The following is a 23,638-nucleotide window of genomic DNA, read 5'->3' as shown; positions in this document are numbered from 1 at the left end:
TCAGCGCTTCCTTACGAATTCGGCACGCAGGACGAGGCCTTTGATACCAGGATACTTGCAATCGATTTCCTGCGCGTCACCGGTGAGGCGGATCGACTTGATCAGTGTGCCCTGCTTCAGCGTTTGCCCCGCGCCCTTGACCTCGAGATCCTTGATCAGCGTCACAGCGTCGCCATCGGCCAGGAGGTTGCCGACCGCATCGCGCACCTCGACCTGATTGGCAGCTACCCGCTTCGCCGCCAGCTCCGAAGCCGGCATCCACTCGCCGCTATCCTCGTCGTAAACGTAGTCGTCGTCGCTCATCCTGCCGCCCCAATTAGCTCGCGCCCAATCAGCATGCGCCTGATCTCGTTCGTGCCCGCACCGATGTCGAGCAGCTTGGCGTCGCGCATGTAGCGTTCGACCGGCCAGTCGAGCGTATAGCCCGCGCCGCCCAGCGCCTGCACGCTTTCGGCGGCGACGCGGAAGGCATTCTCGCTGGCAAGCAGGATCGCGCCCGCCGCGTCGAAACGGGTGGTCTGTCCGGCATCGCAGCTCTTGGCCACGGCATAGGTGTAGGCGCGCGCCGATTGCAGCGCGACATACATGTCGGCGACCTTAGCCTGCATCAGCTGGAAGCTGCCGATGGGCTTCCCGAACTGCGTGCGCTCGCGAAGGTAGGGGATGACCGTGTCGAGACAGGCCTGCATCACGCCCAATTGCAATCCGGCGAGCACCACGCGCTCGTAATCCAGCCCGCTCATCAAGACGCCGACGCCGCCGTTGAGCGGCCCCATGATGTTCTCCTCCGGTACGAAGCAGTCGTCGAACACCAGTTCCGCCGTGGGCGAACCGCGCATCCCGACCTTTTCGATCTTCTGGCCGATCGAGAAGCCTTCGAAATCCTTTTCGATCAGGAAGGTGGTGATCCCGCGGCTGCCGTCCCCCGTCTTGCCATAGACCACCAGCGTATCGGCATAAGGAGCATTGGTAATCCAGAACTTGGTCCCGTTGAGCAGGTAGCCGCCCTGCACCTCCTCGGCCTTCATCTTCATCGAGACGACGTCCGAACCGGCGCTCGCCTCGCTCATCGCAAGGCTGCCGACATGTTCGCCGCTGATCAGCTTGGGCAGGTACTTTGCCTTCTGCTCCTCATTGCCCCAGCGCGCGATCTGGTTGACGCAGAGGTTGGAGTGCGCGCCGTAGCTGAGGCCGATGCTGGCGCTGGCGCGGCTCACTTCCTCGACCGCGATGACGTGTTCCAGATAACCGAGGCCTAGGCCGCCGTCCGCCTCCGGAACGGTGATGCCGTGGAGGCCCAGCTCGCCCATGGCGGGCCACAGTTCCGCCTTGGGAAACCAGTCCTCGCGGTCGACCTTCTCGGCCAGCGGGGCGATCTGTTCGTCGGCAAACCGGCTCACGCTCTCGCGGATCATGTCCGCGGCTTCGCCGAGATGGAAGTCGAAATCGGGGGTCGCGCGCATGGTCTCTCCTCGCATGGCTCGCGTAATATCGTTGCGCGCGCGATAGCGAAACGCGGCGCGGCGGGCAAACCCGCTTTCGATGATCGGAAAAACGACGAAGAGGCACGGGCGTCTCCGCTTGTAAAACAAGTGCGTGAAACTAAAAGCGTCTGCCGACCATGCTACTTGATACGCCGACAACCTGGCCGCCCGCGAACGGCCCCAATCCAGCGTTCTGCGGAGAGCAGGACCGGCTGACCGTCATGGCGTCCTATGGGCTCGACGAGCTCGAGAACGATCCAGAGCTCCGCCAGATCGTGCAGTTTGCAGCGAAGCTTTGCGGTGCGCCGATTTCGCTGGTGAGCCTGGTCGAAGAACAGCGCCAGCGGTTCCTGGCAAGGGCCGGCCTGCAGGCGAGCGAGACGCCTCGCCCTACCAGCTTCTGCGCGCACGCCATGATGGAACGCGAACCGATGGTGGTGCCCGACGCGTTGCTGGACCCGCGCTTCGAACGCAATCCGCTGGTGACGGGGGAACCGAAGATCCGCTTCTATGCGGGCGCCCCCCTGCTGTCGTCCGAAGGCGCACCGCTCGGCTCGTTGTGCGTTATCGACACCGAACCGCGTCCGGCCGGGCTGACGGAGTTTCAGCGCGAAGGCCTCGAAGTGCTTGCCGCTTCGGTCATGCGGCGCCTGAATGCGCGCCGCGAATATCTTGCGGTGCAGGAAAAGCTCGTCCGCGAAAGCCTGCGCCTGCGCCGGATGGCCGAACACATCCCCGTGCTCGCCTGGGCGGCCCGACCGGATGGCTCGATCGAGTTCGGTAACGAGGCGTTCTACGAGTATTGCGGCACGAGCGACGTCGCGGCGATCGATCTCGAATCGCTGGTTCACGAGGACCAGGCCGAATTCGTGGCAGCCCTGCGTGCCAATTCGCGAGCCACGGAGAAACGCTGGGAGGCCGAAGCGCGGCTACGACGTGCCGACGGCGAATACCGCTGGATGGTCCTGCGCGCGTGGCCGATGCGTGACGCCCAGGGCAATGTCGAGACCTGGTTCGGCGCGGGCATCGACATCGACGAGACGCATCGTCTGTCGGAAAGCAACGACCTGCTCGCCCGCGAGCTGTCGCACCGGATCAAGAACATCTTCGCGGTGATCTCCGGCCTCATCGCCATACGTTCGCGCGGCAAGCCCGAATTGACGGAGTTCGCCAGCGAATTGGGCTCGGCCATCCGCGCGCTCGGTACGGCACATGATTACGTTCGCCCGGACGATGGGCCCCGGAGCGAAAATCTCCAGGGCCTGTTGCGCGATCTTCTGCGTCCTTATGGCGACGGTAACAGCCAACGCTTCGAGATTGCCGGCGACGATATCGAGATCGGGCCCCGCGCGGCGACGCCGCTGGCGCTGATCTTCCATGAACTGGCGACGAACTCCGCGAAATACGGCGCGCTGACCTGCGATGACGGGGCGATCGGCATCGCGATCGCTGTCGACGGCGAGACCGACGGCGAGATTCGCGTTACCTGGCGCGAAACGATGGCCGGCGAATGCGAGACACTCGATTCAGAGCGTGAAGGTTTTGGCTCCCGCCTGCTGCGCATGGCTGTCGAAAGCCAGCTGGGGGGGCGCTTCGTGCGGGATCTGGGTCCGGAAGGGATGCTCATCGAACTGGCGTTTCCGAAAGCCAAGATCCTGCCCTGAGGGCGGCAGACCTTTCGTCCCCGAGCCAGCCTGCTAGGGTGGCCGGCCTTCCACTGACGGAGAGCCTGCAAATGCGACACCTGTTGCCGATCGGACTGGCGCTGGCCCTCGCCGCCTGCAACGCGGAAGAGCAAGAGTCCCCCGCCCAAGACGCGACCGAAGCCGCCGATCAGGGCGATCAGGCGGAGGCGGACAAAGACCAAGTGCCTACTGACCTAGCCGGCACGGCGTGGCGGTCCGTGGGCGAAGATGGTGCCCGCTACACCACCTATCTCGATCGCGACGGGACGTATCGCGACTTGCGCAACGGCGAGGCATGGCAAACCGGACAGTGGACATTCAACTCGACCGGGGACGGGCGATTGTGCTTCACGCCGGAGGCGGAAAACGGCGTCGAACGGTGCTGGACCCCGGGGGCGATGAAGGACGACTCGATGATCGCCACCGCGGGTCCCGACCGGAGGGTCGAACTGGCTCGCGCCGAATATCAGCTGCCCGAAGCGCCGGACAGCGAGGGCGAGTGATCGACACAGAACCGGCCACGCTCGAATTTTTCGAGGTCCGCAAGAGCTATGGCCCAACCGAGGCCGTACGCGGGGTTTCGCTCGCCATACCCAAGGGGCAATTCGTAGCCCTTGTCGGGGCATCGGGCTCGGGCAAGTCGACCCTGCTCAAGACCGTTAACCGGCTGGTCGATCTCGATGGCGGTAGCGTGCTGTTCGAAGGCGCGAATGTTGCCGGGCTACCGCTCCCCGCGCTGCGGAGGAGGGTGGGTTACGTATTTCAGTCAATCGGCCTGTTCCCGCACATGACCGTAGCCGAAAACATCGCCATCGGGCCGCGGCTGGCGGGCGAGAAACTGTCGCAGGACCGGGTTGCGGAACTGCTCGAACTGGTGGAGCTCGAAGAAGGCATGGCGCAGCGCAAGCCCGATGCACTGTCGGGGGGGCAGCGCCAGCGGGTCGGCGTGGCGCGCGCTCTGGCGGGCCAGCCCCGGCTGTTGCTGATGGACGAGCCGTTCGGAGCCCTCGATCCGGTGACTCGCGATGCGCTGGGCGAGCGGGTGCGCAAGCTGCACGGCGAGTTGGACCTCACCACGGTAATGGTCACCCACGACATGACCGAGGCGCTGCTGCTGGCCGACCGCGTGCTGGTGATGGAGGCAGGCGTAATCGTTGCCGACGAGACCCCGCATGCGCTGCTCGAAGGCAGGGGCGGAGCGACCGCGCAGGGCCTCGTCGCTGTCCCGCGCGCGCAGGCCGAGCGGCTGGCGGAGCTGGCGCGGTGAGCGATATCTGGCAGGCCATGCTCGGCCTCGGCGACCAGCTTGCAGCGCATGTGGTGCTGTCCGCTGCGGCTATTGCGCTCGGTGTAACCCTGGCCTTGCCGGTTGCAATCTGGGCCAGCCGTTCGCCCGCTGTTGCGCGCATCGCACTGTCCTTTGCGAGCCTCGTGCAGACTATTCCTGCGCTCGCTTTGCTGGCCCTCTTCTTCCCGATCCTCCTGAGCCTCCGCAGCGTGTTCGGGGAGGGTCTGCCAACGCTCGGCTTCCTCCCCGCGCTGCTCGCGCTGGCGCTCTATGCGCTGCTGCCGATCCTGCGCAACGCGATTACCGCGCAGGCCAATCTCGACCCCGGCGTGATCGAGGCGGCGCACGGGGTGGGCATGAGCAACTGGCAGCGGTTGCGGCTGGTCGAAGCCCCGCTTTCTGCGCCCTATATCATGGCCGGAATCCGCACCGCGGCGGTATGGACCATCGGCGCGGCGACGCTTGCCACCACCATCGGCCAGAAGAGCCTCGGCGATCCGATCTTCGCGGGGTTGCAGACGCAGAACTGGGTGCTGGTGCTCGCCGGCTGCATTGCCAGTGCCGGGCTGGCACTGGTGGCAGACGCCCTGCTCGGCACCATCGAGAAGGGTCTCGCGACGCGGCGGCGGTCACTCTCGCTCGGCGGGCTGGTGGTGGTGGCGCTGGGCGTCCTCGCCGCGCTGGCCTCGCAATTCGGCGACAGCGACGAGCGGCGGATCGTCATCGGGGCGAAGACCTTTTCCGAACAATACATCCTGGCCCGCCTGATCGGGCAGCAGCTGGAAGGCGCGGGCTATGCGGTCGAATATCGCGACGGGCTCGGCTCGGCGGTGGCGCACCGGGCGGTGGCGACCGGCGCGATCGACATCCTCGTCGACTATACCGGGACCATCTGGACCAACCAGATGAAACGCAGCGACACTCCCGACCGCAATGCGATGCTGGCAGCCATCACCGAATGGGAGGCGCAGACCTCGGGCACGAAGGTGCTCGGCCGGCTGGGGTTCGAGAACGCCTATGGCCTGGCGGTCAGCGGGGAAACCGCCGCCCGCACCGGCGTCGAAACCATCGCCGACCTCGCCTCCCTCGCGCCGCGGATGACCATCGGCGGCGATCCGGAATTTTTCGAGCGGCCGGAATGGATCGCCGTGCGCGATGCCTACGGCCTGCGCTTTCGCGAACAGCGCAACTTCGCGCCGACCTTCATGTACAACGCCCTGCAGTCGGGCGAAGCCGATGTCATCAGCGCCTATACCAGCGACGGGCGCATCGCGGCGGACGGGCTGGCGATCCTGGAGGACCCGCGCGGCGCCTTTCCCAATTACCACGCGATCGTGCTGCTCGCGCCCGACATCGCCGACCCTGCGGGAGTGTCTGCCGCGCTGCGCCCGCTGATCGGCGCCATCGACGTGGAGGCCATGCGCGAGGCCAATCTTTCGGTCGACCGCGAAATCGACAAGCTGTCTTTCGAGGAAGCCGCCCGTCGGCTGGGCGAACGCGCCGGGCTCTAGCTCAGCCGGCTTTGCGCCAGACCTGGGTCTGGCAGAACGGCCCGATACAGCCCTTCACCTCGAGCATGGAGGCGCCCTTGCGCTTGATGATCGAGCGATAGGTCTTGCCACTCTTGGGATCGTAAATCGTGCCGCGCCACTGATCCTTATCCTCGGTAAAGCCGCTCAGCACCGGCATGCCGAGCAGCTTGCGACTGCGCTTTGAAGCATCCTTGTTGTTGACGTCGCGCTGGTCGAGGCCCTGCGGCGGCGGGACGAGAAACTTGTCGATCCTGCCGCACAGCTTCGCGCCGCAGGGTGCTATGGCGATGACGGCGTCTTTCTCCGCGGTGATCCAGCGACCCTGCACCGGCTCGGCCGCCGAAGCGGGAGCAGCGGCGAGGAGGGCGAGGGCCAGTGCGACCAGTTTCTTCATTCCTGCTCCTTTGGGCCGTCAGCTATCGAGCCGGGCCTTCGTCGAATCCTGCGCCGCGCGGCCAGTCGCGCGGGGTCATTGCGAGCACCTTGAACAGCTCGCCCATGGCCTGCGGCTGAACGAGCCGGTCGTGCGCGTCAGCAACATCCTTCGCGCGTTCGGGCGACCGGGTTACCAACGCCTGCGCGCGCAGGGCGATCCCCATGGCGGAGAGCCAGGCGCCCTGCGTCGCAGTGGCCGTGGCGAGGCCGGCCTGCTTGGAGATGGCGACCAGCGTCGCGAAATCGACATGCGCGGTGAGGTCCATCTCCCCCGGCGCATCGAACACGCCCACCTTCTCATGCGCGCGCACCGCCTGCAGGGTCGAACCCGTGCGCGCCGCCAGATGCCCGTAGTCGACGAACAGCGCCGCGCCGCCCTGCCGGTCGAGCCGCTCCGCGAGCGCACCGACCAGCGCCGCCGCTGCCGGGCAGGTCTCGATCACCGTACCTGGCTCCGCCGCCCGCTGCGCTTCGGGCACCGCATCGTCCATCGCATTGGGTCCGGCGGCGAAGGCGAATGCGCCCTCCTCGTCCAGCGCGACCATCCGCTCGCGCCAGCCACGGTCGGTCATCACGAGCTGCCGGATCGGCAGCGCATCGATGAACTCGTTCGCGGCGAGCAGCAGCGGGCGGTCCTCTGGCAGCGTGTCCAGGCTGTCGTGGAACTGCGCCCCGGCGAGGGCACCCGACTGCAGCCGGCGAAGCGCCTCCGATCCCTCGACCAGATGCACGTCGGGTCGCAGTCCCTGGCTCGCCATGGCGCGCAGCGCGTCCTGTGCCAGCGTGCCCCGCCCCGGGCCGAGCTCGACGTAGATCGCACCGGCGGGTCGCCCCGCCCGCACCCACACATCGGCCAGCCACAGCCCGACCATCTCGCCGAACATCTGGCTGATCTCGGGAGCGGTGGTGAAGTCCCCGTCAGCGCCCAGGGGATCGCGCGAGCTGTAATAGCGCGCGTTGCTCTCGCCCATGTAGCGCGCGACCGGGATCGGCCCGTGCCGTTCGATCAGGCGGCGGAAGCTGTCCGCGAGGGTGGTCGCCCCGCCCCCGTTCATGCCGCCGCGGGCTTGGCGGGCTTGGCGGATCCGATTGCCGGGCGGGCCAACGAGTAGGCCAGCACCGCAAGCCCGACCGCGATCATCGGCAGGCTCAGCCACTGACCGCGCGAAAGGCCGGTTTCCGTCACGACGTAGGCGAGGTGGGCGTCGGGTTCGCGGAAGAACTCGTTGACGAAACGCCCGATGCCCATGCCGATGGTGAACAGGCCCACCAGCAGTCCGGGGCGATAGCGGGCGCGGGTCTTCCAGAAGAGCGCGATCAGGAGCACGCCGAGCAGCAGCCCTTCCAGCCCCGCCTGGAACAGCTGGCTGGGGTAGCGCGGCAGCTGCAGCGGATCGTCGGGGAACACCATCGCCAGCGGGAAATCGCCTTCGACCGGGCGGCCGTACAGCTCGCCATTGATGAAGTTGGCGATCCGGCCGAGCATGTAGGCGAGCGGCACGTTGACCGCGATATAGTCGCACACGCGCAGCCAGTTGATCTGCCCGCGCCAGGCGACCCAGCTGATCGCCACCAGCACGCCGATCACCCCGCCGTGGAAGCTCATGCCGCCGTTCCACAGCTGGAACAGCTCGAGACTGCCGAACAGCTCGGGCTTGTAGAAGGCCGCATAGCCGAGCCGCCCGCCGAGGATCACGCCGAGCGTGCAATAGAAGAACAGGTCGTCCGCATGGCGCTGCGCCATCGGGCTGCCGGGTGCCTTGATCATCTTCGACAGGTGCCAGTAAGCCAGCAAGATGCCGATGAGATAGGCCAGCGAGTAATAGCGCAGCTGGAAGCCGCCGATTTCGAACAGATAGGGCCTGAGGCCGAGATCCTGCCAGTAGATCGGGTCTGAGGCGCCGCTGGCGGCGAGTAGTGACAGCAAGGGTTTATCCTCTTAGAGACATGTCCAAGGCCGCATCCGACGACCCATCGGCGGCGGCTTTTGGCATAGCAGGGGTTTTGGGGAAAGCCTGCGTCGAGCCGCAATTCATGCGCGAGCCTCGAATCGGGGCCGTGCGCCGTTTTGGAGAGGACGAAAACCACCCATGCCGACAGAACTCGACAAGGATATCGAGCGGTTCACCGCCGCCGTCACCGCCCCCGGGCAGATGTTCGAACTGACCGAGGTGACGCGCCGCGGCGTCGCCATGCCGGCGTTCAAGAACGCACCGCCGACGCTGGCGCATTATTTCGCCCATTTCGCCAACGAGAAGAAAGATGTGCTCTTCCTTGTCGACGGCGACCTGCGGCTGACCTTCGGCGAAGTCTATGGCGCCGCGACCAGGGTGGCGCATGGCCTTGCCACCTTCCACGGCGTCAAGAAGGGCGACCGGGTGGGCATCGCCGCGCGCAATTCCGCCAACTGGATGATCGCCTATATGGGCATCCTTATGGCCGGCGGCTGCGCCACCCTGCTCAACGGCTGGTGGACCGGCGAGGAACTCGCCTACGGCATCGACCTGTGCGACTGTTCGCTGATCCTTGCCGATCACCAGCGCGCCGCGCGCATGGAGGACGAGGATATCAAGGCCAAGGTCGTGATCTTCGACCATGGCGATCCGGCCAGCGGCCTGGCCCCCGTGTGGGCCGAAGGCGATACGGCGATGAAGATGCTGGGCGAGCTGGGCCCGAGCGACCTTGCCACCATCCTCTACACCTCGGGTTCGACCGGCCATCCCAAGGGCGCCTATTCGGATCATCTGGGCGTGGTTTCGGGCACGATGAACTATGTCGCGCAGACCGCCATGATCCTCGGCCTGCTGACCGAACGCGGCGAAGCGCCGACCGTCCAGCCGAGCGCACTGGTCGCCGTGCCGCTGTTCCATGTCACCGGCGAGATCCCGCTGTTCCTCCAGAGCTTTGCCTTGGGGCGCAAGCTGGTGCTGATGCCGAAATGGGACGCGCGCGAGGCGCTGCGCCTGATCGACGAGGAGAAGATCACCTATTTCGTCGGCGTGCCGCTGATGAGCTACGAGATCGCGGTCCATCCCGAGCGCGACCAGTTCGACCTCACCAGCTGCAAGAGCTTCGCCGCCGGCGGCTCGGCGCGCCCGCCCGAACATGTGAAGAAGATCAAGGATGCCTTCCCCGAAGGTTTCCCGCTGCTCGGCTACGGCCTCACCGAGACGAACGCGGTGGGCTGCGGCAACCTCAACGAGAACTACATGGCCAAGCCCGGATCGACCGGCATGGCGTCCAAGCCGCTGGTGGATCTCGCCATCCTCGACAATGATGGCAACCCGCTGCCCCAGGGCGAAGTGGGCGAAGTCGCGATCCGCTCGGTCGCCAATTTCCTCGGCTACTGGAAGAACGAGGAAGCGACGAGGGCCGCCTATACCGACAGCGCCTATTTCCTTACCGGCGACCTCGGCTATCTCGACGAGGACGGGTACCTGTTCATCGTCGACCGCAAGAAGGACATCATCATCCGCGGCGGCGAGAACATCTCCTGCATCGAGGTGGAAGAGGCGATCTATGCGCACCCGGCGGTGGCCGAATGCTCGGTCTTCGGCGTGCCGGACGAGCGCTTCGGCGAAATCCCTGCGGCGGTCTACATGCCGCATCCGGGCAAGGACCTGAATCCGGAAGACCTGCAGGAATTCCTGCGCGAGCACATCGCCGGCTTCAAGGTCCCCGCGCACCTGTGGGTCGCCAAGGACCACTTGCCGCGCCTCGGCACGCAGAAGGTCGACAAGCGCACCGTCAAGGCGACCTATGCCAAGGAGCTGCTGTCCGCTTGAGCACCTTCCGTATTCCCCGCCAGCGCGCCATCTTCGACCGGCGCGCGATCGCATCCGAGATCGACGCGCTGGCCGGGGAACACGGCGCGAAGGCGCGGCCGCACGTCGTCAAACTGCTGAAGGGCGCGCTCGAGGCGGGGCGTGCCGAACTGGCCGCGCGGCTCGCCGAGAAGCCCTCCGCCGGGCACGAATGCGCCGGCGGGCATGCCTTCCTGATCGACCAGCTGGTGCGCGTGATCCACGACCATGCGACCACCCATGTCTATCCCAACGCCAACCGCTCGAGCGCCGAGCGGCTGACGGTGATGGCGGTCGGCGGCTATGGGCGAGCGGAAATGGCGCCGCATTCGGACGTCGACATCGCCTTCCTCACCGGAGGCAAGAACACGCCGTGGTGCGAGCAGGCGATCGAGGCCATGCTCTACATCATGTGGGACCTGGGGCTGAAGGTCGGGCACTCGACCCGCACGATCGAGCAGGCGCTGCGCCTGTCGAAAGAGGATCTCACCATCCGCACCTCGCTGCTCGAGGGGCGCTATGTCTGGGGCGACCAGCTGCTTTACGACGAGGCGGCACGCCGTTTCCAGGCCGAGGTCGTGCGCGGCAACGAGCGCAATTTCGTCACCGAGAAGCTGGCCGAGCGCAACGCGCGGCACAAGCGGATGGGCGATACGCGCTATGTCGTCGAACCCAACGTCAAGGACGGCAAGGGGGGCCTGCGCGACCTCCACACGCTCTACTGGATCGGCAAGTTCATCCACCGCGTGCGCGCGGCGGCCGAACTGGTCGACGTCGGCCTGTTCACCCCCGCCGAATACCGCAGCTTCCGCCGCGCGGAGAACTTCCTCCTCGCGGTGCGCTGCCACCTGCACGTCCTCACCGGCCGCGCCGAGGACCGGCTGACCTTCGACATGCAGCGCCAGATCGCCGAGCGGATGAAGTTCGCCGAGCGCCCCGGCAAGAGCTCGGTCGAGCGGTTCATGCAGCTTTATTTCCTGCACGCGAAGCGCGTCGGCTCGCTCACCGGCATCTTCCTCGCCCATATCGACGAGCAGTTCGAGGCAAAAACCGCGCGCTCGGGCTTCTTCGCCGGCTGGAAGCAGAAGGCGCGGCAGGTCAAGGGTTACCGCGTGTTCGGCGGCCGGATCGCCGCCCCATCGGACGACTGGTTCCGCAAGGACCCGGTGCGCCTGATCGAGGTCTTCCAGGTGGCCGAGGCAGAAAGCCTCGAGATCCATCCCGAAACCATGCGCATGGCCGACCGCGACAGCGGGCTGATCGACCATGCCGTGCGCCACGACCCGCGCGCCAACGCCCTCTTCCTCGACCTGCTGTGCGGCCGCAACGATCCCGAGATGGTGCTGCGCTGGATGAACGAGACCGGCGTGTTCGGGAAGTTCGTGCCCGATTTCGGCAAGGTCAACGCGCAGATGCAGTTCGACATGTACCACCACTACACGGTGGACGAGCACACCATCCGCGCGATCGGCCTGCTCAACCAGATCGAGAAGGGCGAATTGCAGGGCGACCACCCGCGCGCCACCCGCCTGATCCACAAGGTCAATTCGCGCCGCGTCGCCTATGTCGCGGCGCTGCTGCACGATATCGCCAAGGGCCGCGGCGGCGACCATTCGGTGCTCGGCGCCGATGTCGCGCGCGAGCTCTGCCCGCGCTTCGGCCTGACCGAGAGCGAGACCGAGCTGGTCGCCTGGCTGGTGCTCCACCACCTGCTGATGAGCCGCACCGCGCAGAAGCGCGACCTCACCGATCCCAAGACGATCGAGGATTTCGTCGCCGAAGTGCAGAGCGCCGAGCGCCTGCGCCACCTCGCCATCCTGACCGCGGTCGATATCCGCGCGGTCGGGCCGGGGACGTGGAACAGCTGGAAAGGCCAACTGCTGGGCGAGCTCTACGACGTCTCGAGCGAGCGCCTGCGCCTCGGCCACATGCGCGAAGGGCGCGAACAGAAGGTCGCCGCCAAGCGGGCACAGGTCGCCGAGTTGCTGGGCGACAAGGCGGAGCTGACCGAAACCGTCGGACCGACCATGGGCGATGCCTACTGGGTCGCCGAGCCGGTCGATATCATCGCGCTCAACCTCGTCCATTATGCCGCCGCGCGCGAGAAGGAACACGAACTCTCGATCCATTGCGAATTCTACGAGGCGCGCGGCGCGACGCTGGTGACGGTCATCGCCGCCGACCACCCCGGCCTGTTCTACCGCATCGCGGGCGGCATCCACCTCGCCGGTGGCAACATCATCGACGCGCGCATCCACACCACGCGGCAAGGCTGGGCGCTCGACAATTTCCTCGTGCAGGACCCGCATGGCGGCGCCTTTGCCGAAGAGGGTCAGCTCGCACGCCTCAAGAAAAGCATTGAAGATGCGCTTGCCAACCGCGTCGACCTTGCTCCGCGCCTCGCCCAGCGTCCGCTCACGCACAGCCGCGCGCGCGCCTTCGACGTGTCACCGCGCGTCCTGTTCGACAACAAGGCCTCGAACCGCTTCACCGTGATCGAGGTCAACGCCCGCGACCGCCCGGCCCTGCTCAACCGCGTAGCGCGCACGTTGTTCGAGAACCGGCTTGTCGTCCATTCGGCGCATATCACCAACTACGGCGAGCGCGCGGCGGACACCTTCTATGTCACCGATCTCACCGGCCACAAGCTGGAGGCGGGCGAGCGCATGGACCGCATCGAGCGCGATCTGATCGAGGCCGTCAGCGACGAGACGCAGGACCGGTTGGAGAACGCGTAACCTCTCGCCCTACCGCTTCGCTTCTTGAGGGCGATGCGCGCCGACTCACCCCCGCTCGCCGAACAGCGCGGTACCCACGCGGACATGGGTTGCGCCGAGCTTTATCGCGGTTTCGTAATCGCCGCTCATGCCCATGCTGCGGCCTTCAAGTCCGTGATCGCGGGCGAACTTGTCGAGCAGGGCGAAGAAGGGTGCGGGTTCGATTGCGAAAGGCGGGATGCACATCAGGCCGGCCAGCGGAATGTCCGCCTCGCGCGCCTGGTCGAGCAGCGCGGGCAGGTCGGCGATCGGGCAGCCGCCCTTCTGCTCTTCCTCGCCGACGTCGACCTGTACGAAGCACGGCACACGGCGGCCGGTCTTGTCCATTGCCTTCGCCAGCGCCTTTACGAGGCTCGGCCGGTCGAGCGAGTGGATCGCATCGAACAGCGCGACCGCGTCCTCGGCCTTGTTCGATTGCAACTGGCCGATCAGGTGCAGCTGCACTGCGGGGAATTCCTCACGCAGTGCGGGCCATTTGCCCTGCGCTTCCTGCACGCGGTTCTCGCCGAAATGGCGCTGGCCCTCGACCAGCAGGGGCCGGATCGCCTCGGCCGGATGCGTCTTGCTGACGGCAACGAGCGTCACCTCGCCCGGCTCGCGGCGCGCGATTGTGCAGGCCTTGGCGATATTCGCCTGTACCTGCTGGAGCGGAGTCTCTGCCTTTTCCATCGCGAGGCGCTATAGCGCAGGTGTGACCGCGCGCCAGCCCTCGCTGCCCCTGCTGTGGCTCCTCTCCGACGCCCGCAACGATGCCGGGCTGGAGGATGCCCTGCGCGCCCTGCCGCGTGGTTCGGGCTTCGTGTTCCGGCACTATCATCTCGATCCCGTCGCCCGCCGCGCGCGGTTCGACGAGCTGGCTAAAGTCGCGCGCGCGTGCGGCCACCTCGTGATCCTATCGGGCAAGGACGACTGGGGCGCCGACGGACATTACGGACCGCCCGAGAACCTCGGCGAGGGCCTGCGTCTTGCCACCGCTCATAACGGCGAGGAGCTGCAGGCGGCCATCGATGCAGGGGCCGACGGCATCTTTCTCTCGCCGGTCTTTCCCACCGCTTCACATCCCGGCGCAAAACTGCTCGGCCCGCTCGGCTTCAATGTGCTCGCGCAGCAATCGCCCGTCCCGGTCATCGCGCTAGGCGGCATGACCTACGAACGCGCCCGTGAGCTCGGCTGGCCGCGCTGGGGCGCAATCGACGGACTCGGTTCGACGAACGCCGCTTGACCTCGGAGTCCCCGAGGATTCATACTGCGCGCTCTCGACGGATCAGGGGAACATTCATGGCTACGCGCGCAGGCGCAGCACCCGATTGGCGGGCGGCGTTTCGCCGCAGTTTCCGCCGCGCCACGCATATGGCGGGGGCGGGCCTGCTGTTTGCGCTCCTGCTGTTCCTGGCGCTGGCGCTGGCGAGCTATACGCAGACCGACCCCAGCCCCTCGACCGCAGCGGCCGGCACCGACATCGGCAACTGGATGGGCCAGAGCGGCGCCTGGGCTGCCGAGCGTGCGCTCAATTTCTTCGGCATCACCGCCGCGCTGCTGCTGCCGCTGCTCTACATCTCCGCGCGTCGGCTGTGGACCGGCGTCGAGGACGAGGACGAGCAGGAAACGCCCGGCCGCTGGTGGGGCCCCTTCGCCATGCTGCTGGCGGCGATGGTATTGCTCGGCACCGTGCTCGCACTGCTGTTCGACCCGGCGACGGGGAGCCTGCCCGCAGGGCTGGGCGGGCTTTCGGGCCAGCTCGGCGGCCTCGGGATCGAGGCGGTCGCGGGCCGCTTCGGCGAGGCCGTCTCGGGATGGATCGTGCTCGTGCTCGCGCTGGTGGCGCTGGCGGGCGGGATCGCGCTCGTCACCCGGGTCTTCGCGATCGACTGGGCGCAGTTCCTGACCCTGCCCGAATTCCTCAAGCGCCGCCCGGCGATCGTCGATGCCGACCTGCCGCTGATGCCCAAGCGCCAGAAGCGCGCGAAATCCGCGAAGGAAGATGAGGAGGCCGCCGAGCCGGTCGAATTCCGCGAACCGCGCCGCGCGCCCGAGATCGCCGATCCCGCGCCCATGCCCGCGCAGTCCAAGCCGGCCAAGGCCAAGCAGCGCGACATGTTCGCCAGCTTCCAGCTGCCGACGCACGACCTGCTCGACGATCCTCCGGCCAATGCCGCGCCCAAGCTCGACAAGATGGCACTCGAGCGCAATGCCCGCCTGCTCGAGAACGTGCTCGACGATTTCAACGTCAAGGGCGAGATCACCGCGGTGCGCGCCGGGCCGGTCGTGACGATGTACGAGCTGGAGCCTGCACCCGGCATCAAGGCCAGCCGCGTGGTCGGCCTGGCCGAGGATATCGCACGCAACATGTCCGCCATCTCCGCGCGCGTCTCGCCCATTCCCGGCAAGACCGTGATCGGGATCGAACTGCCCAATGCCGACCGCCAGATGGTCAGCTACAAGCAGCTCGCCCAGAGCGCCGCCTTCGTCGATCACAAGGGCAGCCTGCCGATGATCCTCGGCAAGGATATCGCCGGCGAGCCGATCGTCGCCGACCTTGCCGCCATGCCGCATTTGCTGGTCGCGGGCACCACCGGCAGCGGCAAGTCGGTCGGGCTCAACGCGATCCTGCTGTCGCTGCTGTACCGCTTCACGCCCGACGAATGCCGGATGATCCTGATCGATCCCAAGGTGCTCGAACTCAACACCTATGACGACATTCCCCACCTCCTCAGCCCCGTGGTGACCGAGCCGCACAAGAGCGTGCGCGCCCTGAAGTGGGCGGTCGAGGAGATGGAGAAACGCTACCGCATGATGTCGAGCGTGAATTCGCGCAACATCGCGGGCTTCAACGAGAAGATCAGAACCGCCGCCGCCAAGGGCACGCCGCTCGGCCGCCGGGTGCAGACCGGGTTCGATCCCGAAACGGGCGAGGAGATCTACGAGGAAGAGCAGCTCGATTACGAACCGCTGCCGCTGATCGTGCTGATCGTCGACGAGCTGGCCGACCTCATGGTCACCGTCGGCAAGGAAATCGAGGTGCTGATCCAGCGCCTCAGCCAGAAATCGCGCGCCGCCGGCATCCACCTGATCATGGCGACGCAGCGGCCCTCGGTCGACGTCATCACCGGCGTCATCAAGGCCAACCTGCCAACGCGGATCAGCTTCAAGGTGACCAGCCGCATCGACAGCCGCACGATCCTGGGCGAACAGGGTGCCGAGCAGCTGCTGGGCAAGGGCGACATGCTCTACAAGCCCAACACCGGCGCGATGATCCGCGTCCACGGCCCTTTCGTGAGCGACGAGGAAGTCGAACGCGTGGCCGACCACTGGCGTGCGCAGGGCAAGCCCGACTATGTCGACGCGGTGACCGAGGAGCCAGAAGAGGGCGGCTATTCCTTCGAGGACGAGTTCACCGCGAGCGACGACCCGGACGAGCGCAAGTACCGCCAGGCGTGCCAGATCGTGATCGAGAACCAGAAGGCCTCGGGCTCATGGCTCCAGCGCCAGATGGGCGTCGGCTACAACACCGCCGCCAAATGGATCGAGCGGATGGAGGGCGAAGGCCTCGTCGGCCCTGCCAACCACGTCGGCCGCCGCGAAATCTTCCGCGACCAGGACGGCAATCCGATCTAGCCACGAGTTTTGCCGACCGTGTCGGAATCCTACAATGTAGTCTGATGCCTGGACAATATATCTCGCCCACCCGTGGGTCGCGGGAAAAGCCGGGGCAAAGTGTTCCGGCGTTTAAGTGGGGGCTTACAAGACATGGTCGAAATTCGAGGTACGCTTAGCGGCGGCAGTGGCGACGATTACCTGGCCAATCCTTTTCCGACCAATGTCATTTACACTGGCCTGTCGGGCGGAGACGGAAACGATTACCTGCTGAGTTATATCTACGGGTCTGTTCCGGGGGTCGGGCCGATTACGATCGACGGTGGCGACGGATTCGATATCTTTATCTTGCCCGATGGCTGGTTTGGCGGTTTCGAATTCGTATCGACCGAAACAGGGCTCGATATCTACTACGGCGACTACGGGATGATCTTCCACGTGGTCAACGTCGAGCTGATCCGGATAAACTGTTTCCAGGGCTATTATTACGAGTTCTTTGCCGACCCGTTTTTCGACGATACCTCTGCCGATCCGCGCAGTGCACCGTATTGGGTCAGCACCTTTTACGACGGCGATTATCGCCAGTACGAATATTTCACCCGCGAAAACAGCGTGGTCGATTACAACAACCTCACCGGCGCGCAGGCGGGGGTTTTCGTTATCGAACAGTGGCTCGGCGGCGGGTACAATTCCTCGCGCTACTTCCCCGACATCTACAACGCCGGCGCAGGCGACGACACGGTCTGGCTGCCCGAGGAAGCCAATATCGTCCTGCACCCGTCGGTGATCTGGAATTACGACGTCACCTTCAACGCGGGTTCGGGCAACGACACGGTCTATGGCAGCATGCGCGGGGATCGCATCAGTGGAGGTACCGGCTTCGACGTGATATTCGGCCGTGGCGGCGATGACATCATCTATGACGATCCCTTCGACGACGTAGGCGGCACGCGCTTCGGCGGCGGCATCGACGGGGGCGGCGGCTACGACACCGTCTACATCGGATCGCCCGACCGGATCGTGAATGCCAACAATGTGACCGTCTGGGCGCGCGGTGATGGGACCGAGTATATTTCGGACGGCCGCAACCTCTACGCCGAGTATCTCGACGCGGCGGGCGAAGTCATGGCGACGGTTTCGCTTTCGGGTGTGGAGCATGTCGCCGGGCTCGACGGATCGCCATCGCCCGCGTCGCTGCTCTTCAATGCCTATTCCAACGTGGTCGACTTCAATGCCCTGACCGACCACGGATCGGCAGCGATCGACGCCCTTTATCGTGCCGGTCGGCTCGACAACATGTACGATGCGATGGGCGGGGACGATATCGTCACGCTTGTCCCCGATGGCACCCAGTTGGTGACCGGCGTGCGCTTCAGCAACGCCAACGCGTTCGATGCTGGATATGGCCACGACGTGATCACCGGCAGCGCCGGGGTCGACCGGATCGATGGCAATTACGGCGAAGACCTCCTCTTCGGCATGGGCGGGAACGACCTGCTGTGGGGCGGCGCGGACGCCGATTTCATCGACGGCGGCACGGGCGACGACACGATGCGCGGCGGATCGGGCAACGACACCTACGTGGTCGATTCGGCGAACGATCGCGTGATCGAGGACTATTACGACGGCATCGACACGGTCCTCGCGTCCACCACCTTCACCCTCGGCGCCTATATCGAAAATCTGACGCTGACCGGTGCCGAGGCCATCAACGGGACCGGCAACGGTTTCGACAACGTGATCACCGGCAACGACGCGGCCAACATTCTGAACGGGCTCGCAGGTAACGACCGAATCGATGGCGGCCTGGGTGCGGACACCATGCGCGGGGGGACGGGTGACGATACATATTGGGTCGATGATAGTGGCGATGTGATCGTGGAAGGGAGCGGAAACGGAACGGAAACCGTCTACTCGCGCATATCCTTCACCCTTCCGACGAATGTCGATTATCTTTATCTCGAAGGATCGCGAAACATCAGCGGATACGGCAACGATCTTTACAATCAGATCTACGGAAACGCTGGCGACAACATCCTCGACGGGGGGGCGGGTGACGACTACCTCGTGGGCGGTGCTGGCAACGATACGTATTACGTCGATGCAGCCGACACGACGTCCGAGCGGGCGGACGGTGGATACGACACGGTGGTCTCGTCCATCGACCATCGCTTGCAGTCTTATCTCGAAAAGCTAATCTTGACCGGAACAGGAGCCTTGCAAGGTTTCGGCAACGAGCTCGATAACCGGATCATCGGCAATGCCGGAAACAACTACCTTGATGGCGTTGCGGGGGCTGACCGAATGGTCGGCGGCCAGGGCGACGACATCTTCATCGTCGACGACCTCGGCGATCTTGCTGTCGAGAACGGCGTCAACGGCGGCACCGATCTCGTCCGCAGTGCGGTCACCTTCACACTGCAGAAGAATGTCGAGAACCTCGAGCTCACCGGCTATTACGCGATCAACGGGTTCGGCAACTCGCTCGATAACCGCCTGATCGGCAATAGCGGAGCCAATACGCTCAACGGTTATGGCGGCGCAGACTACATGGCCGGGGGCGCGGGCGAGGATACCTATATCGTCGACAATGTCGGCGATATTGTCGACGAAACCAACGGCAATGGTATCGACCTCGTGAAAGCTCGGGTGAGCTTCACGCTTAGTGACGGGGTCGAGAACCTCACTCTGACCGGTACTGCTGCGATCGACGGCACCGGCAATGGTACCGACAACATTCTGATCGGGAACAGCGCCAACAACCTGCTCGACGGTGGTCAGGGATGGGACACCATGCGCGGCGGCCAGGGTTCCGACACCTATGTCGTCGACGCCTGGGGAGACCAGGTGATCGAATATGCAGGCGAAGGAACCGACGCCGTGATGGCCTATGTCGATTACACTCTCGGCACGCATGTCGAGAACCTGTTCCTGCTCGGATATTACGATCTGGCGGGCACCGATAATGCCGGAGACAATCGCATTTCCGGCAATATCGGTATCAACCTGCTGCGCGGGCTCGGCGGCAACGACATCATCCTCGGCAATGACGGCAACGATATCGTCTATGGCGATGGCGGAAACGACAAGCTGTTCGGCGGCGCGGGGACCGATGTCCTCACCGGCGGTGCCGGGGCCGACGAATTCGCTTTCGTCGACGGCGATATGGGTGGGCGGACCTGGGACACTGCGGATCGCATCACCGATTTCGATCAGGAAGAAGGCGATATCATCCGGCTGGCACCCATGGATGCCGACACAACAACATCCGGCAATCAGGCTTTCACCTTCATCGGATCGGACGCCTTTTCGGGAACCGCCGGCGAACTGCGGTACGAGACTGTCAACGGGGCCACGCTGGTCTTCGGCGATACGTATGGCGACGGCACGTCAGACTTCATGATCCGCATAGGCGGCGAATGGATTCTCGGCGCCGACGATTTCGTACTCTGATCCTGTACGGAGGCGGTGGCGAGCGATCGACACCGCCGGTCCGCCGGATACAATCGCCCGGGTCACGCAATATCCATTTGAATTAATACTAAAGTTTTTGACCTGTAAAATAACGATAAAGTTTCCGCCTAATTGAAATTTGCCAAATATTGAATTACGACTCTTTCATGATCTAAATGGTCTTGGAGAGCAGAAAATGAGTGTCCGGCTCGATGCGATCCAGCTCAATCATGATCCGGCATCGGTTCATAACAGCGCGATCAACATCAGGAAGAACAACACGACCTTCGTTTCGGTGCCCGAATGGCGCGCCGGGATCAGCGTGAGTGCGGCCGATTCGCCTGCGGCCTATGTGAAAAAGGAAACGCAGGGGCAGACGATCCTGATCAAGGCGCGCTTCCGCTGGACCGGCGACAGCCACGGCCGCGTGAAGATCCGTGCCGTCGATCCGACCGCGCACGGCTCGGGTTGCCTCGGCATCATCCGCCGCTTCCTCAACGCCATTTTCGGCAATGTGCTGGGCGAAGTGAGGGAGAAGACGGTCAGCTTCAACGGCCCCGGCCTGGGCGGATGGGAGACTTTCGAGCTGGAGAACACCCGCCTCGACCAGGTCGGCATCGGCATCCGCACCACGCATTGGCAGTGGCAATACAAGGATGGCGGCAGCTGGCAGGATTTCGACGATTCCCGCCACCGGATCTACGTCCTGCTCGAAACGCCGACCGCGCCGTGGCAGCAGGCCCCCTACCAGGCGTCGAACACGCAGCTGCCGTGGACCGACGTGCTCGACAAGTCCTGCACTTGGGCGATCGGCGCGGTCGATCGCGATACTGCGGCGGCGAAGGTCACCGAACGGGTCTACGATCTCGGCAATTCGGTGATCGAATACGACTGCCCGCACGGCGGCGCGACGCAATATGCCTATCCGAACTTCGACTGCACCGCTTTCCTCGAACGGATCGCCGGCGGGCCGGGCAACGGCCAGTATGTCAACTGCACCGACTGCGCGACCTTCGTTTCGACGTTCTCGAACGCGCTGGGATGCGACCTGTGGCAGTCGCGCATGGGTTATTATTTCGACCTCAATCCGATCCTCGCGATCGGCTCGTCGATCTGGCAGACCGCCTGCGGCTGGCCGGGTTTCAGCTATCACGAGGTCCCGTGGAAAGGCGGCTGCACCGCCAGCGACCGGGTTTACGACGCCTGCCTGCAGGTCGATGGCGATGCCGACCCCACCACCGCGCCGCATACGCCGCTCCTGCCGGTCAACATGGTGTTCGGCACGCCCGGCAGCGGCGGCTATCGCGACAGGCTGTCGCCAGCGGGCACATGCGATCCGCAGCCCGGCACGCGCGTCCGGCGCAGCGTATTCTGATGTAGGAGCTCTGACATGGAGAGCGAAAATCTGACAGCGATCGCGGAGCGCTTCGGCTTCGACGAATGGCGCGGGAAGAGCCGGGATGGCGCGGCGGCAACCCTGCGCGAAATCGCCATCCCCGATGGCACGATCGCGGGCCTCGACCCGGCGCGCATCCGCGTGGTCGCGCTCGACGACGGAACCACCCTCCATCGCGCGACCTGGCAGGCCGAAGGCGGCGAAGGCGTCAACCGGCTGGACCTGCGCGAATGCGGTTCGGTCGAGAAGGCGCACGAAGTGCTGCTCGAACTGCTGGCCAACATGCAGTCGCCCCTCGTCGAGCGCCTTGGCGGCGATCACGACGTGGGCGATGTCGCTTTCGCGCAGGACCCGTCGACAAGCGTCGTCTTCGCCCGCGCCAATGTGGCCGCGAAGGTGGATGTCGCGCCCGATGGTGCGCTCAGGGCGCTCGACACGGCAAGGGCCGTCGACGAATGGCTCGCCGGCAGCGCCCGCCCCACCGGCGAGACGATGGCCTGACCGGACGGCGGGTTTTTTGCGCGACCTTGCGCGCAAAGCGCTCTAGGACGGGCGCGTGAACGAGATCGCCAGCAAGCCCGAAAAAGCCGCCGACCCCACCCAACCCGCGGAGCGCAAGGCGCGCTGGGTCTATGGTCCGCTGGGCCGCTCGCTGGCGCCGCTGCGTACATACTGGCGCACGCAGGTGGTCTCGGACGTCGACCATTCGGAAGTGGTCGCCAAGGTCGCGACCGAGTGCCCGGCGACGCCGCGCTATATCTTCATGGTAATGATGTCGGCGGGGATCGCGATCCTCGGCCTGCTGCTGTCCTCGCCGGCGGTCGTCATCGGCGCCATGCTCTTGTCGCCCTTGATGAGCCCGATCCTCGGGGTCGGCTTCGCGCTCGCCACGGGCAAGCAGAAATGGCTCAAGATCAGCGCCCGTTCGCTCGCTCTCGGCAGCGTGGCGGCGGTGCTGTTCACCGCGCTGATCGTGCTGGTCTCGCCGCTGCAGACGGTGACCGAGGAGATCGCGTCGCGCACCCGCCCGAACCTGTTCGACCTGATGGTCGCGCTGTTCTCCTCGCTCGCCGGCTCCTATGCCATGATCCGCGGGCGCGAGGGCACGATCGTCGGCGTCGCCATTGCGACCGCGCTGATGCCGCCGCTCGCGGTGGTCGGCTTCGGGCTTGCGACCTTCAACTGGACGGTGTTCTTCGGCGCGCTCGGCCTCTACGTCACCAACTTCCTGACCATCGCGCTGACCGCCACGGTCATGGCGCGCCTCTACGGCTTCCGCACCGACCTTTCGACCCGGCAGGGCTGGTTCCAGAATGTCGGCATCTTCATCATCTTCGTCGCTATGGCGATCCCGCTTGGCCTCTCGCTGCGGCAGATCGCGTGGGAATCCAACGCCCAGCGCATCGTCCACAACACGATCGAGGCGGAATTCGACCCGCGCGCGCGCATCAGCGAGCAGGAAATCAACTGGGAAGCCGACCCGCTCGCGGTCAGCGCGACCGTGCTGACCCCCGAATTCGAGACCGATGCGCAGGCCGATATCAAGCGCACGCTCGAAAGCCGGCTCGGGCGCGAGGTGGAGGTCGCGATCGAACAGTTCCGCGTCGGCGCGGACCCGGGGGCGGCGGAACAGGCCGAACTGGCGCGCGCCCGGGCAGAGCAACAGGCGGCGGCGACCGAACGCCAGATCTCTTCGATGGTCGACCGCATGGCGCTCGCCGCAGGGGTGACACGCAAGGATGTGACGCTCGACCGCGAGAACCGCCGGGCGATGGCGACCGCGAAGCGGCTCGATGGGCTGACGCTGGCAGGCTATGCCGAGCTCGAACGACGGCTCGCCGAAGAGGCGCCGGGCTGGGACATCGAATTGCGCCCGCCGCCCGCCCCGATCCCCGCGATCACGCTGGGCGAGGAGGGTCCTGATGCTGCCGGGCAGCGCGCCGAAAGAACCGCGATCTGGGCGGCGAAGCGAATCGGCCTGCCGCTCGACCTGACCGGCCCCGAAGAACAGGTGCGGGCCCTTGCCGCCCGCATGCGCGAGGCCGGGGTAACGATCGGGCAGGTAAATACCCGTCCGGGCGAAAGGATCGACGTCAGCTGGGCCAGCATGCCGCAATAAGCATGCGCACGGGCGCTGGGCGCTTGCCGCGATTTGGTCTCACTTGTAACGGCTTGTCCTGAGAGAAGGAGA

General features: G+C 65.4%; 18 protein-coding genes. 12 read left to right on the top strand and 6 right to left on the bottom strand.

Translation table 11 applies throughout. From position 1 onward, the window contains the following. The gene (locus tag K3172_RS03150) at nt 1-303 is read right to left on the bottom strand and encodes an alkylphosphonate utilization protein (RefSeq protein ID WP_221587007.1); all 303 of its coding nucleotides are present in this window, start codon (nt 301-303) and stop codon (nt 1-3) included. Continuing rightward, nucleotides 300-1,463, bottom strand: coding sequence for an acyl-CoA dehydrogenase family protein (locus K3172_RS03145; RefSeq protein WP_221587006.1), 1,164 nt, complete (start codon nt 1,461-1,463; stop codon nt 300-302). The genes K3172_RS03150 and K3172_RS03145 overlap by 4 nt, the downstream gene beginning before the upstream one ends. Before the next feature lie 158 nt (nt 1,464-1,621). On the opposite strand from K3172_RS03145, the gene K3172_RS03140 reads away from it, so the two are divergent. The 4 genes from K3172_RS03140 to K3172_RS03130 all read left to right on the top strand — a co-directional run bounded on the left by K3172_RS03140 (nt 1,622) and on the right by K3172_RS03130 (nt 5,968). Beyond that, nucleotides 1,622-3,148, top strand: coding sequence for a GAF domain-containing protein (locus K3172_RS03140; RefSeq protein WP_221587005.1), 1,527 nt, complete (start codon nt 1,622-1,624; stop codon nt 3,146-3,148). Between the two features lie 71 nt (nt 3,149-3,219). Next, on the top strand, nt 3,220-3,672 hold the full coding sequence (locus K3172_RS15460; RefSeq protein WP_247717911.1) for a hypothetical protein: 453 nt from the start codon (nt 3,220-3,222) through the stop codon (nt 3,670-3,672). After that, nucleotides 3,669-4,436, top strand: coding sequence for an ATP-binding cassette domain-containing protein (locus K3172_RS03135; RefSeq protein WP_345725582.1), 768 nt, complete (start codon nt 3,669-3,671; stop codon nt 4,434-4,436). The genes K3172_RS15460 and K3172_RS03135 overlap by 4 nt, the downstream gene beginning before the upstream one ends. Beyond that, nucleotides 4,433-5,968 (top strand): ABC transporter permease/substrate-binding protein, encoded by a 1,536-nt coding sequence (locus tag K3172_RS03130; RefSeq protein ID WP_221587003.1) that lies wholly within the window; start codon nt 4,433-4,435, stop codon nt 5,966-5,968. Before K3172_RS03135 ends, K3172_RS03130 begins: the two co-directional genes overlap by 4 nt. A gap of 1 nt (nt 5,969) precedes the next feature. Here the strand turns inward: K3172_RS03130 and K3172_RS03125 are convergent, their stop codons facing one another. Genes K3172_RS03125 through lgt form a run of 3 tightly spaced genes read right to left on the bottom strand, consistent with a single transcriptional unit; the run spans nt 5,970 to nt 8,351 of the window. Further along, on the bottom strand, nt 5,970-6,383 hold the full coding sequence (locus tag K3172_RS03125) for a DUF2147 domain-containing protein (RefSeq protein WP_221587002.1): 414 nt from the start codon (nt 6,381-6,383) through the stop codon (nt 5,970-5,972). Between the two features lie 22 nt (nt 6,384-6,405). Beyond that, complete coding sequence (locus K3172_RS03120) at nt 6,406-7,479, bottom strand: class I SAM-dependent methyltransferase (RefSeq protein WP_221587001.1); 1,074 nt, start codon at nt 7,477-7,479, stop codon at nt 6,406-6,408. Beyond that, nucleotides 7,476-8,351, bottom strand: a complete 876-nt coding sequence (gene lgt / locus K3172_RS03115) for a prolipoprotein diacylglyceryl transferase (protein ID WP_221587000.1) — start codon at nt 8,349-8,351, stop codon at nt 7,476-7,478. Before lgt ends, K3172_RS03120 begins: the two co-directional genes overlap by 4 nt. A gap of 163 nt (nt 8,352-8,514) precedes the next feature. Here lgt and K3172_RS03110 point away from each other — a divergent pair, with 163 nt between their 5' ends. Together K3172_RS03110 and K3172_RS03105 are read left to right on the top strand one after the other, a co-directional pair. Beyond that, nucleotides 8,515-10,209 (top strand): class I adenylate-forming enzyme family protein, encoded by a 1,695-nt coding sequence (locus K3172_RS03110; RefSeq protein ID WP_221586999.1) that lies wholly within the window; start codon nt 8,515-8,517, stop codon nt 10,207-10,209. Further along, nucleotides 10,206-12,965 (top strand): [protein-PII] uridylyltransferase, encoded by a 2,760-nt coding sequence (locus K3172_RS03105; RefSeq protein ID WP_221586998.1) that lies wholly within the window; start codon nt 10,206-10,208, stop codon nt 12,963-12,965. Before K3172_RS03110 ends, K3172_RS03105 begins: the two co-directional genes overlap by 4 nt. Nucleotides 12,966-13,010: 45 nt before the next feature. Here the strand turns inward: K3172_RS03105 and K3172_RS03100 are convergent, their stop codons facing one another. Continuing rightward, nucleotides 13,011-13,673: a YggS family pyridoxal phosphate-dependent enzyme gene (locus tag K3172_RS03100; RefSeq protein WP_221586997.1), complete on the bottom strand. Its 663-nt coding sequence runs from the start codon at nt 13,671-13,673 to the stop codon at nt 13,011-13,013. On the opposite strand from K3172_RS03100, the gene K3172_RS03095 reads away from it, so the two are divergent. The 6 genes from K3172_RS03095 (at nt 13,672) to K3172_RS03070 (ending at nt 23,566) form a co-directional block, all read left to right on the top strand. Beyond that, nucleotides 13,672-14,226, top strand: coding sequence for a thiamine phosphate synthase (locus K3172_RS03095; protein ID WP_221588978.1), 555 nt, complete (start codon nt 13,672-13,674; stop codon nt 14,224-14,226). The two genes, K3172_RS03100 and K3172_RS03095, sit on opposite strands and share 2 nt — an antisense overlap. 56 nt (nt 14,227-14,282) lie before the next feature. Further along, entirely contained in the window at nt 14,283-16,619 is a 2,337-nt protein-coding gene (locus K3172_RS03090; protein WP_221586996.1) for an FtsK/SpoIIIE family DNA translocase, read from the top strand. A 132-nt stretch (nt 16,620-16,751) separates the two neighbouring features. Beyond that, nucleotides 16,752-20,051: a calcium-binding protein gene (locus K3172_RS03085; RefSeq protein ID WP_221586995.1), complete on the top strand. Its 3,300-nt coding sequence runs from the start codon at nt 16,752-16,754 to the stop codon at nt 20,049-20,051. A 196-nt stretch (nt 20,052-20,247) separates the two neighbouring features. Beyond that, nucleotides 20,248-21,426 (top strand): hypothetical protein, encoded by a 1,179-nt coding sequence (locus tag K3172_RS03080; protein ID WP_221586994.1) that lies wholly within the window; start codon nt 20,248-20,250, stop codon nt 21,424-21,426. 15 nt (nt 21,427-21,441) lie between these two features. After that, nucleotides 21,442-21,948, top strand: coding sequence for a hypothetical protein (locus K3172_RS03075; RefSeq protein WP_221586993.1), 507 nt, complete (start codon nt 21,442-21,444; stop codon nt 21,946-21,948). A gap of 55 nt (nt 21,949-22,003) precedes the next feature. Further along, nucleotides 22,004-23,566 (top strand): DUF389 domain-containing protein, encoded by a 1,563-nt coding sequence (locus tag K3172_RS03070; protein ID WP_345725580.1) that lies wholly within the window; start codon nt 22,004-22,006, stop codon nt 23,564-23,566. Nucleotides 23,567-23,638 lie beyond the last annotated feature (72 nt).

The organism is Qipengyuania proteolytica, from assembly GCF_019711565.1.
In the GTDB taxonomy this organism is placed as follows: domain Bacteria; phylum Pseudomonadota; class Alphaproteobacteria; order Sphingomonadales; family Sphingomonadaceae; genus Qipengyuania; species Qipengyuania proteolytica.
The sequence above is the reverse complement of the archived record's forward strand: the minus strand, read 5'-3'. Positions and strand labels throughout refer to the sequence as shown.